A 14,840-nucleotide genomic window follows, 5' to 3' on the forward strand; every position below is an offset into this window, starting at 1 on the left:
TCAGGAAGGATGTCTTCATTTTTGTCTTGATCAGTTGTCGTGCCGCTAGAGCCTGAACCCATGCTGTTTTCACTGGCTTCACTAAGGTTAACTGTCTTGTTCAGGTCAACAGTCTCATTTTCTTCTGTAGAGGAATTATTCGTAAGATTATCTGCTGAACTTCCATTATTCAGAGAGGGACTTACATTGTCTGGAGAATAATCAGTTCCACTTACACTGGCGGTAGTTCTCTGGAGTTTTTCTCCGCTTCCGAGAAGGTTGAAATAAGATAGTCCAACCAGGTTGGCAGCGGTGTCCCAGACGTCTGCAGTGATCTCTGCACTTGTGTGTTTCGCATCACTAAAAGAAGCAGATGTACCTGTAAAACAGGGGAAAGTGCTGCATGTGAAGATGAAAGAGATTAACACCAATCCCAAAAGTATTATTTTATTAAATGTCCTCATTTTTGACCATCACTATGATTGCTGTTTTAAATCCCAAATGTGAGAACGCTGATATGTGGGCAATGTGCCGAAAGTTCTGTAAATTCAAAGTTAAATTTTTGTACACTATGGATAAAATAAGCTTCTGACATCGAATATTCTATCCAATAACTTCTTGATATTTATGATTTTACAGAAAAATCGGCACACTGCCCATATTAACTGTGTTCATTATAATTTTTTGAATTATATTCATCACATTAATTATTTATACTTATTATAAATACATATCTATATTCACAAGAAGATCTGAGAAAGAGAAGACTAGCGGAAAAGACTTATTTACGAAATTATAATTTTTCCGTTATTAAGGTGTCTTGATGGGGTTTTTTCCCTGCAGTTATGTGTTTTTTCTTGGTGATATAATCTCGAATAACTTAAGTGTGAGTATTTAAGTTCAAAAATATAATTGGATTTAATAAGTATACTTAATTATTGAGTTAATTCTAAAGAGGAAATTAAAGAAGCAAGATAAAGAGGGAATTAAAGAAGCAAGAAATACTTACAGATTTAGTTGAAGTTCTTGGATCCTGAAGTTGAAAAAAGGTTTCTTGCAGTCTATGAAACTTTCATTGAAGGAAGTTTTGCATGAACACCTTCATTATAAGAGGCTTTACAATGACCTGCAGTATCTGAAACTGAATACGATTGAAGAGTTTCTGGACAACTACCTTGAACTTGCTGTAACGAACAGCAAGACAACTGTGGAAGTCCTTGATTATCTGTTTGAGCAAGAAAAGAAACCTGGAGAAGCTGTTGCAACTGAGTAAAGAATAAAAAGTGCAGTTTTTCGTGTGAAAAAAACTATTGAAGAATTCTATTTCGAGTTTAAGTCATCTATTGATGAGCTTATTCCATAATTCAGAATTTGCTTCTTTGAATCTGATCTTTGAGCAAGCAATCGAGTTACTGACTTAAAGCAATTCTGAAAATTCTTGATAATCAAGAGTGAAAGACTTTCGAGACAGGCTCCACATAAAAAATAAATCCTGATTTCTGAGAGCGATGCCATAGTTTAACTCATATTTTTAGAGGGATATAATGAGCGAAACAGAAAACAATTCTCTGGAAATCAAGGCAAATCTCCAGAGTCATGAAGCACAGTTATCGAAAAGCGATATTTTCGGAGTCCTCCAGAACGACAGGCGAAGATGTGTCCTGGAAATCCTCCGCGAGCAGGGTAATCAGAGCATACGCTCTCTTTCTGAAGAAATCGCTCGCCTGGAGTCCGGGACAGACGACCCTAAAAGCAGCGTTCGAAAAAGTATATATGTCTCCCTGCTCCAGACCCACATTCCCAAAATGGAAAACCTGGGAGTCCTCATCTACGACAGGGAACACGATAACGTGAAACTTCTCCCCGCAGCCAGCAACTTTGATATCTACATGGAAACCGTCGAGAAAGGCGATATACCGTGGAGCCATTTCTACATAGGCCTGAGCACTCTCGCTGTTGTCGGCAGTGTCACAATACATGCCGGATTCTTCAAATGGGTTACAAGTTCCCAATGGATGCTCTTTACAGAAGTGCTCTTTCTATTCTCCTCAATAGCCCACATGCGCCACGTCCACAAACTTGAAAAGTGAACTCTCATTTCGCTCTGGATTTCCTTTTTTCATAAATGCACCAATGTCTCAAGATAGCGGTAATCCCTCATTAAACGGATAAACCCTCTTTTCTCAATATCTTTCTCAAACTCTTCCCTATGCCTCCTGCGACAGTCAGCCTGTACTCCGTCTTCTCCTGCCCCGTCCCCTCTCCAGAAATTATATACAATGGGATCTGATCCCCAGATGAAAATCAATAGAGTAACCTCTGAAAAACTCAAAAATTTCCCGTTAAGGATCATTTTTTGAGAGCCTTATTCTCATGGTCATGCTTCATTAGCTGGTGGATATTTCTTCTTTGAATACTCCTTGTTCATCAGCACCTGCTTTCTAAGCTTATCTGCATACAGGAAATTGGATGTATATAAAGCAGAAAATGAAAGCGGAATGCGAATATGGGAATACTCTGGAAAATATCAACTGATTATTGGTGGACCACTATTCTCATTACATCTTATTAATCGCCTGTTACTATCCCCAAACTCACAGTCTCTTATGATGGCGTTAATCTTCTATTACCCACCTGAAATTTCAGTTAATCCGCTAATAACTATCTTAAAGCAAGTCCTGGGAAGGAGTAGCTCATATTTGCTGAATTTAGGGAGTGATGCTGGAATTTCCGATGGTTGACAGCCTCAGGTTCGGACTCTCATCTCCAGTGACCCCCTGGCAAGGCAAATGGGTAATTACAGATCAAAATTGGAATATTAATAACTCATTTGGAAAGAGGAAAAATAATGATTAACAAAAAAGTTCTTTTGAGTATACTCATAATCGGCACGGTTGTCGTTATGGCAGGCACCGTAACATGGGCAACCTTATCTGATAGTAAAACAAGTGACGATAGCAAAATTACAGCTGGAACACTTTTCCTAGAAGGCCAGGCGATTACCCCTTTTGTTGTAACGAATACAGCTCCCGGTGATTCCGGTACCAAGACACAACCTGTTACAATTGGTGGAAATCTCCCTGGACTTCTGAAAATAGACGTTAACGATGTAAAGGTTCCCGGAACAGCTAATTCTACTGCTCCTATTCCAAATACTGATAAATTAGGAGATGTATTTCTGGTCAACATCAAGCTGGTAAACAACGAAGGTACTCTACTAACTCGTGTGGCAGGGACAACCGATGAAGAGTATGTTCCCCTTAATAGTGGTTTTTCAAAAACTGAAATTCCAGTGGATAGTGGTGCCACATACAAACTTGTCACCGCATGGAAAATTGATCAAGATGCTGATAACGGAATTCAGGGACAAGAAGTTTCTTTCGATGAGGTATATACGCTTAACAGTAAACCCGGTGAAAATAAGGGTGACCTCTGATACTACGCAAAATTCCTAAAGTAAAGTAACTATTGGGTATAGTTAGCGGCGCTCCTTTGAGCGCCGCGAGAAACCCTCTATAACCGACAAACCATTCTTTCGGCCGTGTCCGTGAGTAATTGACTTATTTTTGTCCCGAATTTGACTAATGTATAAATATTATTCTGTAAATATGTGTCCCATGCTTCGGTTTTCTCTGAATAGTTAAAAATCATATTATCTGATTTTTAATGTTTAACATTTTTCATTTTTTTCGAAAAGCATTGTGTCGATACAATGCGTTTTTTGTGATAGAACTGTATTTATTAGTATGATCTATCAAACACCTGATTCGGCTTTACATGGTTTCAATCTAGAGTATATTTTCCCTGACCCTATGAGCCTGAAGGTTAACATATATTGCATTGGCAACTTGGTTCTCGTAACCATTGCTTAATATTATATTGTTTTCGATGCATATAAGTCAAAGGATAGCGAAAAGAATATTGTAGAAATTTACGCTTATATCCCCGAAGCTAAAGACTTAGGAGTTCTACGCTTCTTCTTATAAAGAAGAGGATCTTGTCTGCAGGAAATGAGACCCTGTAGATCGGAAAAAAACCTTGATTTCCGAAAATTAGAGATTAAAAGAAGGAATTCTTTCAAGCCTGGAGTCTAAACCAACAAAAGATATATGTTAGAGAATCGGTATTATTTGTCTTTTAATCGTCATAATTTATCAAACTGCCTTAACATGTCATGATTATCTTATTTGCCTTTAAAATTTACAGGTGAGCTGGTGAGCATCAACATAAACAGATATAAATGCGGATACTGTGGTGCCTGTGTGGGAGTCTGCCCTAAGGGAGCACTCGAACTTGTGGAGACCTGGGTTGAAGTAGATGAAAATATGTGCATAACATGCGGGATATGTGATCGTATCTGTCCTGTGGGAGCAATTGAGGTAATGAAATGAAGGATATGTATGAAGTTTTAGTAATAGGGGCCGGTCCTGCAGGTTCCATTGCTGCAAAAATCGCAGCTGAAAATGGGCTAGATGTGCTTTTAATCGAAAAGCGCCAGGAAATAGGTGACCCCGTACGCTGCGCCGAAGGCGTGAACAAAGAGTATCTCAAAAAACATGTGGAAATTGACAAGAGTTGGATTTGCGCTGACCTGAAAGGCTCCTGTATTTACTCTCCGGACGGTACAAAGATCGAAATGGCAGAAGAAATCGCCGGTGGAGAAGTCGGCTATGTCCTTGAGAGAAAAGTGTTTGATCGTGCCCTGGCAGAACAGGCTGCGAAAGCCGGAGCAGAGGTCAGGGTAAAAACCAGAGCAACTGGTCTGATAATTGAAGATGACTTCGTCAAAGGGGCCAGGCTCATGCATCTTGGAAAAGAGTATGATGTGCGGGCCAGAATAGTGATAGGCGCTGACGGGGTCGAATCAAAAGTAGGCAGGTGGGCAGGCATTGATACTTCTTTGAAGCCAATAGACATTGAAACCTGCGTTCAATACCTTATAGCAGGTGCAGACATAAACCAGGAATACTGCGAATTCTATATAGGCAGTGAGACCGCACCAGGCGGCTATATCTGGATTTTCCCGAAAGGCGAAGGCAAAGCCAATGTAGGGATAGGAATTCTCGGGAGCAAAATGGGAAAATTCAAGCCGAGGCCCGTAGATTACCTTAACAGTTTTATTGAAAAGAGATTCCCGGATGCCAGTATAGTAGAAATGGTCTTCGGGGGAGTCCCGGTCTCAGGCAGCATTGAGAAAACTTCAGTTAACGGACTTATGCTCGTGGGAGATGCTGCACGCCAATCCGACCCAATCACAGGCGGTGGGATTCTTAATGCTATGAATGCAGGGAAAATGGCGGGAGAAGCTGCCTATGAAGCTATATCCGCAGGAGACGTCTCTCTCGGAAAACTAGAGGAAGTTTATGAAAAGCGGTGGAGGGAAACGCTCGGGCATGATATAGATATGAGCCTTATAGTAAAGAACTGTTTTATCAATCTGACTGATGATAACCTTAATTCTCTTGCCCATTCCCTGAAAGATGTAAAGTTTGAAAGAATGAGCCTTCTTGACCTGTTACAGGCTCTCTTTAAAGCCAATAAAAAACTTCTCTGGGACCTCCGCGTACTCTTCAAGGACGTTGCAAAAGAAGTGGTAAAAAGTAAAATGTAATGCCTGAAAACCAGGCATAAACTACCTTTTTATTGTTTCAATTCGCTTTTTTACAATCATGGGATGCCTACAGGTATGGAAAAATATTATCCAGCCTCTAGAAACAGAAAAGGTAAGGAAAAAATAAACTTTCATTCCTAATCCGCCCTCTGTGCTACTTCCTCATCTTTTCCGACGACAATCACGTCGTGTGTGAGAAACTTCGCGACATGATATCCAACCTCGTCTGCCCTTATAATTATTGCTTTCATAAGATTAACTCTAAAAAAGACTGAGTTTGGATCGATTAATCTGCTTGCTTAAACATTATTTAGAAAAAAGAAAACTTAGATGGGTATATATCTGAGGAATACTCTTTCGGAATCTTTGCGGGAACATCGACTAAATTCCCCGCTACTTTTGTAATTTTCAAATCAATAAAATTGAGTTGGTTTTGCAACCGTTCCTCGATTTCGTCTTCTTTGCAGTCATCAATAATTTTTCCCTGAATGACCGGACAGCACCACCGTCTGGCATGTAATCAGAAAACCAAAGAATTTTTGGAAAGAAATTCGGTCAATATATTGTTTATCAGGTGGATCAGAAAGTCCATGCTATTGCTGTAAAGCACAATTATAATAGTTGCAAATTTTCGAGAAAATATCAAGAACTATATTAAAAAAATTTTATTTTTTGGAAACTTCTGCGGAAATTTGAATACACTAAAAAAATCCAAATACTAGAACTCAGATTGTGAATTGAATAAACTTATGTGAATTTGAGGTATTTATAACTAATAGTTATAATAACTGAAAAAATGAAACGAAGGCACTATCCAATATATTCAAATTATTTGGTGGAATATACAAGAATTTTGTATTTGTACAAATTGGTGCAATCGATGCTGGAGTGTTCAAAGGAGCAGAAGAAATTAAAGGACTCCAAGCTGAAGTAAGTAAGGATGTCGACAAGTACGTAAAATTAATTTCATCATACGGTTACTATTCCGAAGGTTTTACTTCACTTGGTACTGACATTGTTGAAGAGGTTACAAAGCTGGCACCAGAGATATTAAATAAGTTTCCTAATGCTGTGTTCTTTGGTGGACAGATCGTCTTCCCGAATGATTCGAGACTTACAAGATGGCTACATAACTATACTGTTTTCGCGTCACAGAGAAAACTATACGCAGACGGCATTCCTTTTGTAGTTTTGCCAATAAAAGTATAAGAAGGTTGCAAAAACCAAGCTATCTTAGCTTTTACTCATTTGGTATTTAAATACTCTAGAAATTCAAGAAACTAATGTACAATAATAGTTTACAGATGAAACCGGCTTCCCCTGGTTTCTAATTATTTTTACGTTATAAGGTTTCTAATTATTTTTACATTATAAGCGTTCAAGTGCAAGAGCCCCAAGGAACGCCATTGTTTCAAATATCTCTTTATTCTCCGGAATTAGAGCCTCTTCAGGTTTATCAAAGGCAAACGCCATAATGCCAAAAATCATTCTGTGAGTTTTGAGAGGGATATAGTATCCCTTTCCTGCAGGAAGATTATCCGTTCCGTGGCCCGCTATCTGACCATTGTCGTAAGCCCATTGGGCAATAGCCTTTTCTTTGTCGTTGAGGGGGTAGACACCGTCACCGGCCCCGATCTGAAGCCCGGAAGAACCGGGTATGAGTACCGCAAAGACACCTGGTGCAAAATTGTGCATTTGATCGGCGAGGATTTCGAAGACTTCTTGTCGTGTTTTTGCCTCCACAAGTCCGCGGGAAAGCCCTGAGGTTGTTTCCACTTCAACCTCGCTCTGCCAGATCTGGGGCAGAAGATGGCGTATCCGTGTGGCAAGGCTGCTGATTATAAGAGCGATAGCAGCGTATCCGACAAAAGCAATGAAATATTGCACGTCGTCGATAGTAAATGTATAGTAAGGCTTGACAAAAAGAAAATCGAAGATTAAAATGCTCAAAGCTGCCGTAAACAGAGCTACTCTGCGCCTGAAAAAGAACGAAGACACCAGGACTGGAAAAAGTTGAATAATTAACAGGTTTGAAGATCCAACAACCTCTCGAAGAAGGAGATTGACACCTGCTGTAGCTATAGTCAGGATGAAGCTGATTACATATTCCACTGTGAAAAAAAGTGGGATCTGCTGTTGAAGAGGTATATACGCGCTGTTTCCTTTTGGCTCGTACAGGTGGATATCAATACCATGCGACTTCCGTATGACCCTGTATACTGGAGAGAAGATTACATCCAGGCCGTGGGGTTTTCCAAGCATGATCATGCTGACATTGCTCCGTCGTGCATAGCGTATAATCTCTTCAGCTACATCGTTTCCACGGTAACGCACTATCCGTCCACCCAATCGTCGGCCTGTCTCAAGGGCCTGATTTAGCCAGGCATGTTCCTGAGAAGATAATGCTCTATCGTCATCGATATCCACTGAAAACACAATCAAATCAGCATCGAATCTTGTCGCAAGCCTGTATGCTGCTCTGATCATGTGTTCAGCTGTCGGACCTGAACGGATACAGACAAGCAGCCTTTCTGTCGTCGGCCATGGACCCGGGATAGCCCGTGTCCTCATATATCCTATCATCCTCTTATTCGTGGACTCCGCCATATATCGCAGAGCAAGTTGTCGGAGTGCAAGGAGATTCCCGGTCCGGAAGAAACGCTGTACTGCGGCTTCTGCCATATCTTTTATATAGACTTTCCCGGCTCTGAGGCGGATATTCAGCTCTTCGGGAGTGACATCGATTAACCGAATCTCGTCGGCATCGGAAAAGAAAGTGTCCGGCACAATCTCAGAAACCCGGATGCCAATTATCTGGGCAACGGCATCATTCTGGCTTTCAATGTGCTGGATATTGACGGTCGTATAAACTGATATTCCTGCTTGCAGGAGTTCTTCTACATCCTGGTATCGTTTCACATGCCTGCTGCCCGGTGCGTTGGTATGGGCTAATTCATCGACCAGGACAATTTGGGGGTGGCGTCGGATGACTGCATCAATATCCAGTTCCCTCAAAGAGAGATTCTGATGTTTTATGGAAACTGTCGGAATAATCTCAAAACTATCTACCAGGGCGTTGGTATCAGGTCTATCATGTGTCTCTATGTAGCCGATAACGACATCTTTTCCTTCCCGTTGCCTCTGAAGTGCATCTTGAAGCATTGAATATGTCTTCCCTACACCAGCAGCGTAGCCAAGGTAAACTGTCAACCTTCCTTCTTTCGCTTTTTTCTCGTCACGGCGAGCAATGAAGAGCAGGTCTTCGGCCCTTGGCCTGCCTTCCTCTTCATAACGATCAGGTTCCATAATCCCCTCTTTCAATTAGACATGCTTTTATCATCAAGCGCCTGGTTGAGCGACAGCACATTAACGTAAGCTCCGGTGAATGGAGAATCGATAGATTCTGCGAGTACGAGTGCTTTGATTTCTTCTTCTGGAAGATTTCGTGCCTCTGCTACGACAGGCACCTGTATCAGTGCGGAGTCCAGGCTGATGTGTGGGTCAAGCCCACTGGCTGAGGCCATAACCAGATCAGAAGGTATCGAGCCGGTAACGCCGGCTTTCCGGAGTGCACTCGTTCGGTTGTCGACCAGCTCCAGAAGAACGGGGTTCGTAGGTCCGAGGTTTGACCCGCCGGAAGAAGCTGCATCATACCCGCTAGCTGAAGGCCTGCTCTGGAAGTATTGAGGTGCAGTGAAATTCTGACCAATGAGCTTTGAACCGATAACTCGGTTGTCATTATCGACAATAAGACTTCCGTGAGCCTGATCCGGGAAAAGGAATCCGGCAACAAATGTCACTGTTATGGGATAGACGAGCCCTGTGAGGATGAACAGCACTGTGAATAATAAAGTGGCTTTTTTAAGAGATGTCATAGCCCTTACCTCCTCAGATATGCAGTAAACCTGCCAGTACCAGATCGATTATCTTAATTCCTATAAACGGAGCGATAACTCCACCAAGGCCAAAGATGGTCAGGTTGTAGGTGAAGAGTTTCGATGCTGGCATAGTCTTGAACTTTACTCCGGCGAGTGCAAGCGGAATCAGCAGTGGAATGACTAGTGCATTGAATATAACTGCCGAAAGAATGGCAGATTCCGGGGTTGCAAGGCCCATGATATTCAGTACTTTCAGCTGAGGATAGATCCCTATCAGGGCAGCGGGAATAATTGCAAAGTACTTGGCGATATCATTAGCAATAGAGAAGGTTGTCAGAGCTCCTCGGGTCATCAGGATTTGCTTGCCTATCTCTACAATGTCCAGCAATTTTGTCGGATCGCTGTCCAGGTCAATTATGTTTGCAGCCTCCCTTGCAGGTTGTGTGCCGTTGTTCATCGCCACGGCTACGTCGGCCTGAGCAAGAGCAGGAGCATCATTTGTTCCGTCCCCGGTCATGGCGACCATGTATCCTTCATTCTGATATTCCTTAATCATCCTTAGCTTATCGTCAGGCCTTGCTTCTGCCAGATAATCATCTACTCCGGCTTCTGCTGCAATGGTGGCGGCAGTGAGATGATTGTCCCCAGTAATCATAATCGTTTTTATTCCTATCTGACGCAGGTCTGCAAACCTCTCCCTGATGCCAGTTTTCAAGATATCTTTGAGGAATATCACACCTAGAGTCACTTCATTGCGAGCAACCACAAGTGGTGTACCGCCTGCAGATGCGACTCTATCTACTTTTGCCTTCAGATCCGACGGAATGGTGCCTCCACATTCCAGAACGGCCTTAGTTATCGCATCGTAAGCACCTTTCAGGTAGGTTATCTCGCCGCAATGTGCACCGCTCACCCTGGTGGCTGCCGAGAATGGTATGAAAGTGATGTTCTCTGGGGAAACCGAAACCTTTCCTGTTTTTTCCTGGATGAGAGTGATAATGCTTTTACCTTCAGGAGTCTCGTCTGAGAAAGAAGAAAAAAGAGAAGCTTCCATCAGGTCTTCATGGGAGTGGCCACCTACTGGCAAAAACTCAGTTGCCTGTCGGTTACCTAAAGTGATAGTGCCAGTTTTGTCCAGCAGCAGGACATTTACATCCCCTGCAGCCTCGATTGCTCTTCCTGAAAGAGCTATGACGTTTAGCTGGAATAGGCGATCCATTCCAGCTATTCCGATTGCCGGGAGCAGGGCTGCAATGGTTGTGGGAGCTAAACAGACAAAAAGCGCAATCAATACTGTGAGGCTGGCAGGAGATCCCATCCCGCTTGATGCGGCGCTGTATGCAGAAACCGAGTAGGTGCTGACTACAACCGCAAGGAATACGCCTGTGAGCGAAAGGAGCAGGATATCAAGAGCAATTTCATTAGGTGTTTTCCGTCTCTCTGCGCCTTCCACCATGGAGATCATGCGGTCCAGAAAACTCTGCCCGGGTTCAGTGGTAATTCTGATGATGATCTCGTTGGCGATAACAGTCGTTCCTCCGGTAACAGCACTCCGGTCACCACCTGATTCACGTATGACTGGTGCTGACTCTCCGGTAATTGCGGCTTCGTTGACTAGTGCGGCTCCTTTCACCACTTCCCCGTCTCCAGGGATTATTTCGTTTGTCTTTATAAGAACAATGTCACCTTGCCGGAGATCGGCGGAAGAAACTTCGTTGAAAGAAGCATCGAAGGATTCTGCTGTGAGTTTTCGGGCAGGAACGCTGGTTTTTGACTGGCGAAGGGATGCTGCCCTGGCTTTCCCACGTCCTTCGGATAGAGATTCTGCAAAGTTGGAAAAAAGCACAGTCATCCATAGCCAGAGAGAGACAAATCCTGTGAAGAAAGAGGATTTGGCGGTAGCAGAGAAAACACCGATGAGAAAACTCAGAGTGGTCAGGATCCCTCCGATTTCCACCAGCAGCATAACAGGATTTCCCTTCTGCTTACGCAGGTCCAGTTTAAGCAATGAAGAGATGAGTGCTTCACGGATAAGTTTCGGCTCAAAAGCGCCTAAACGGGGATATCGCTTCCGTGACATGGTTTCAGTTCCCTCCTATCATAGCCAGGTATTCGGCGATTGGCCCCATAGCAAAGAGCGGGAAAAACGTGAGAGCACCTATAATCAGAATCACCATAATTGTCCAGATAGAAAATGTAAAGGTAGCAGTGGGAAGAGTTCCGGAGCTGGGTGGAACTTTTTTCTTCTGTGCAAGCGATCCTGCCATAGCCAGCATGGCAACCGCCGGGACAAACCTGCCTATCGCCATTGCTAAAGCACCTGTGAGTGTGTAGAAGGCACTTGTTGCATCAAGCCCGGCAAAGGCGCTGCCGTTGTTGTTAGCCATGGATGCAAAGGCGTAAATAAGTTCGGAGAGCCCATGCGGGCCCGGATTCTTCATTACCTCTGCAACATTTGGCAGAATAAGTGCGATGCTTGAAAGCAGAAGAACAAGGACTCCAGGAACCAAAACGGTTATGACAGCCGTTCTCATCTCCAATACCTCTATCTTTTTCCCAAGGTATTCAGGGGTTCTTCCGATCATCAGTCCTGCAATGAAAACTGCAAGCACCACAAATCCGAGCATGGTGTAGAACCCTGATCCCACTCCTCCAAAGGCGACCTCGCCGAGAAGAATCATGAACATAGTCACCAGCCCGCCGAGTGGAGTGAGTGAATCATGCATGGAATTAACTGCCCCACAGGAAGTCGCCGTGGTGGATGTGGCAAAGAGTGATGAGCCCAGGAGCCCGAACCTGACATCCTTTCCTTCCATGGATATCCCGGAAACACCGAGTTCTTTTACCAGGGGGTTGCCTGCCATTTCTGTAGCATAGAGTGCACAAAACCCACATAAGAATAATATTAGCATAACAGTGTAGATAGCCCATCCCTGTCGCATGTTACCGATCATCCTTCCAAAGACCAGAGGCAAGGTTATGGGTATAAGGAGAATAAGGAAAATTTCTATCAGGTTAGTCAAAGGTGTCGGATTTTCATAGGGATGTGCGGAGTTTGCATTGAAAAATCCTCCCCCATTGGTACCGAATTCTTTTATCGCTTCCTGGGAGGCTACCGGCCCCATTGCAATTGTCTGCTGCCCTGCAGAGCCGTACCCTATGGCCTGGGCATAAGGATCCAGGTTCTGGATGACACCCTGGGAGGCGAGCAAGAGGGCAAAAATGAAAGCTATCGGGAGGAGGATGTAAAGTGTACAGCGAGTCATGTCCACCCAGAAGTTGCCTATCCTGTCGGTAGAATGGCGGGTGATTCCCCGCATCACTGCGATCGCTATGCAGATGCCTGTAGCAGAGGAGAGAAAATTCTGGACTGTAAAACCGGCCATCTGGGTAAGATAGCTTGCTGCAGTTTCGCCGCTGTAAACCTGCCAGTTTGTGTTAGTGACAAAACTGATAGCAGTGTTGAGTGCAACGTGCAGATCAAAAGCCCCGAAGTTTTGTGGGTTAAAAGGAAGAAAACCTTGCAGAAGAAGAAGTGTGAAGAGAATTACAAAACCTATACCATTGAAGACGAGCATATCCCGGGCGTAGCCCTTCCACCCATCTTCTCTATCAGGACCAGTTTCTATTAGTCCGTAGATCGCCTTTTCGATATGACCTGGAATTCCTCTGGACATATCTCCGGAAAATACACGGACGAAGAAATTGCTGAAAGGTAATGCTACCCCGGTAACAATGACCAAAAAGAGGAGGAGCATTAAACCGTCCACGGTTATATCTTGTGTTATCATTTAGTTCACGACTGTTATACGAGTGTGATATTAGTTCCAAATTAGGCTCTCTTCTAAAAGGACAACAAACGGAAAACGTAGGGTGGTGGGATTATAAATACTTATTCCTCGCTAAATAAATAGATTCAGTTGGCTTTAATAATATTGTTTAAGAATTAGTGCTCTTGTTTTACTTGTTTCAACCTATTATTTTCTATTCAGGCTTCCGATAGTGTGTACCATTAGGGGGTTGATATTTAATCTTTGAATACTTTCTCTAATCTGCATCTGTCTTCTTAGCTTATCTCTACAGTAAATTGAAGCGCATGGCGCGAAAAATAGGATGTAGTAAAGTATGTAATTTTCTGGAAAAAATACATAAATAAAATAGCTTTTATTCGTTGAAAAACGTACTTATGATTAAATTCCACCCTGAACCCTTGTGAAGGTGTACTTCTGAACCTGGGAACCTTGGCAAAAGCCATCGCGGCCCTTTTACTGCTAACAGCAGGGGTATTTCTGGTCCGCACCTACTGGATAGATCTCGCACCTCTTTTGGGTGAGATCTTGAGAACGCTCAGGGAAACCAGGATACGTTATGTTATTCTGGCTGTCTCAGTCTACCTGCTGAGCGTGTACTTATTTGCAGTCCGCTGGAAACAGGTTCTTTCCTGCGTTGGTTACGATCTAAAAGCCATAAGTCTTGTTCCCATTTATTTCGGAGCAGTATTTGTAAATAACATTACTCCGGGGGGAAATATGGCCGGATAAGAATCCTTCAGAATACTTTGGGCCAATAAACTCTTTGGGATAAGCTATACCAACGCTTTCAAAACAATCTTCTTCTAGAGATTGGTTGAAGCAATTCCTGTTGCTCTCTTATTAATTTATATTCTACACTCATTTCCGTCTTTGGAGATTAAATTCTTACCCCGAATAGATAGTTTAACGTTAAAATCAACCCATCTCTTGTTTTTATCTTTCCTGGCAGCAGGAATGATAGTGTGGTTTTTCCGAGCGAAATTTGCTTCCCTCTTTAAGATTGTGCAGCAAAACTGGAAACAGTTGAACAAATCTTTTATTCCTGTTCTCCTTCTATCCTGTGGGGTCTGGACCTTTGATATACTACGTCTCAAATTGGTTGCTTTAGCCCTGAATATTGATCTCTCTTTGAATCTGATTATAACAGTTTCAATCCTATCCTTCTTGCTCGGAGCCCTACCACTAACCCTCGGAGGTCTTGGAATAATTGAAGGAGGGCTGATCTCTTGCTTCTATATTTTGGGTTACCTCTTGCTTCTGCAGGCAGTTTCGTTTTTTTGGAACGTCTTATTTCTTATGGAGTCAGCAGCCTGATAGGATTTCTGTACCTGTCTTATTAAGGAGGATTTAATATCTGGAAAAACGCAAAGTTGCACTGATAAGTTGTTGGTATTTTCCAAAGGGTTTTGGAATCAGGTACTCTATACATGCCCTTGCTAAAGCCCTCGACGTGCATGTCCATGAGGTAAGCGTTATTATAAAGAGCTATTCGGGCACCTGCCTATTAGGGCACCCCTAAATATACTATCATAGAGGAGGTCTCAGTGATGAATCAAAAGT

12 protein-coding genes and 1 pseudogene are annotated in these 14,840 nt (G+C 43.0%); 7 read left to right on the plus strand and 6 right to left on the minus strand.

All coding sequences use genetic code 11. The features are described 5' to 3' along the window. Window positions 1–407: hypothetical protein (locus tag RG963_RS14610; protein WP_310577021.1), on the minus strand; the 407-nt coding region annotated here is incomplete at its 3' end. Between the two features lie 635 nt (window positions 408–1,042). Between RG963_RS14610 and RG963_RS14615 the strand changes: the two genes are divergently transcribed. Together RG963_RS14615 and RG963_RS14620 are read left to right on the plus strand one after the other, a co-directional pair. Further along, window positions 1,043–1,252 carry a hypothetical protein gene (locus RG963_RS14615; protein WP_310577022.1) on the plus strand — a complete coding sequence of 70 codons (210 nt, stop codon included), beginning with the start codon at window positions 1,043–1,045 and terminating at the stop codon, window positions 1,250–1,252. A gap of 271 nt (window positions 1,253–1,523) precedes the next feature. Further along, window positions 1,524–2,069 (plus strand): DUF7344 domain-containing protein, encoded by a 546-nt coding sequence (locus tag RG963_RS14620; protein WP_310577023.1) that lies wholly within the window; start codon window positions 1,524–1,526, stop codon window positions 2,067–2,069. A gap of 29 nt (window positions 2,070–2,098) precedes the next feature. Here the strand turns inward: RG963_RS14620 and RG963_RS14625 are convergent, their stop codons facing one another. Next, on the minus strand, window positions 2,099–2,287 hold the full coding sequence (locus RG963_RS14625) for a hypothetical protein (protein WP_310577024.1): 189 nt from the start codon (window positions 2,285–2,287) through the stop codon (window positions 2,099–2,101). A 540-nt stretch (window positions 2,288–2,827) separates the two neighbouring features. On the opposite strand from RG963_RS14625, the gene RG963_RS14630 reads away from it, so the two are divergent. The 4 genes from RG963_RS14630 (at window position 2,828) to RG963_RS14645 (ending at window position 6,799) form a co-directional block, all read left to right on the plus strand. Further along, a complete protein-coding gene (locus RG963_RS14630; protein WP_310577025.1) occupies window positions 2,828–3,415 on the plus strand; it encodes a SipW-dependent-type signal peptide-containing protein in 588 nt (195 codons plus the stop codon). A gap of 778 nt (window positions 3,416–4,193) precedes the next feature. Further along, entirely contained in the window at window positions 4,194–4,370 is a 177-nt protein-coding gene (locus RG963_RS14635) for a 4Fe-4S binding protein (RefSeq protein ID WP_310577026.1), read from the plus strand. Further along, on the plus strand, window positions 4,367–5,590 hold the full coding sequence (locus RG963_RS14640; RefSeq protein WP_310577027.1) for a digeranylgeranylglycerophospholipid reductase: 1,224 nt from the start codon (window positions 4,367–4,369) through the stop codon (window positions 5,588–5,590). Before RG963_RS14635 ends, RG963_RS14640 begins: the two co-directional genes overlap by 4 nt. Before the next feature lie 888 nt (window positions 5,591–6,478). Beyond that, complete coding sequence (locus RG963_RS14645; RefSeq protein WP_310577028.1) at window positions 6,479–6,799, plus strand: hypothetical protein; 321 nt, start codon at window positions 6,479–6,481, stop codon at window positions 6,797–6,799. A 159-nt stretch (window positions 6,800–6,958) separates the two neighbouring features. Here RG963_RS14645 and RG963_RS14650 read toward each other — a convergent pair whose 3' ends face one another. From RG963_RS14650 to kdpA, 4 genes are read right to left on the minus strand one after another with little or no spacing between them, the layout of a single operon-like run. Next, window positions 6,959–8,896, minus strand: coding sequence for a DUF4118 domain-containing protein (locus RG963_RS14650; protein WP_310577029.1), 1,938 nt, complete (start codon window positions 8,894–8,896; stop codon window positions 6,959–6,961). 11 nt (window positions 8,897–8,907) lie between these two features. Continuing rightward, on the minus strand, window positions 8,908–9,465 hold the full coding sequence (gene kdpC, locus RG963_RS14655) for a potassium-transporting ATPase subunit KdpC (protein ID WP_310577030.1): 558 nt from the start codon (window positions 9,463–9,465) through the stop codon (window positions 8,908–8,910). A 13-nt stretch (window positions 9,466–9,478) separates the two neighbouring features. Next, window positions 9,479–11,548 (minus strand): potassium-transporting ATPase subunit KdpB, encoded by a 2,070-nt coding sequence (gene kdpB / locus RG963_RS14660; protein WP_310577031.1) that lies wholly within the window; start codon window positions 11,546–11,548, stop codon window positions 9,479–9,481. Between the two features lie 4 nt (window positions 11,549–11,552). Then, entirely contained in the window at window positions 11,553–13,259 is a 1,707-nt protein-coding gene (gene kdpA / locus RG963_RS14665) for a potassium-transporting ATPase subunit KdpA (RefSeq protein WP_310577032.1), read from the minus strand. 546 nt (window positions 13,260–13,805) lie between these two features. Between kdpA and RG963_RS14670 the strand changes: the two are divergent. Continuing rightward, window positions 13,806–14,594: pseudogene (locus RG963_RS14670) on the plus strand (lysylphosphatidylglycerol synthase transmembrane domain-containing protein). Window positions 14,595–14,840 lie beyond the last annotated feature (246 nt).

The organism is Methanosarcina baikalica (assembly GCF_031461075.1).
In the GTDB taxonomy this organism is placed as follows: Archaea; Halobacteriota; Methanosarcinia; order Methanosarcinales; family Methanosarcinaceae; genus Methanosarcina; species Methanosarcina baikalica.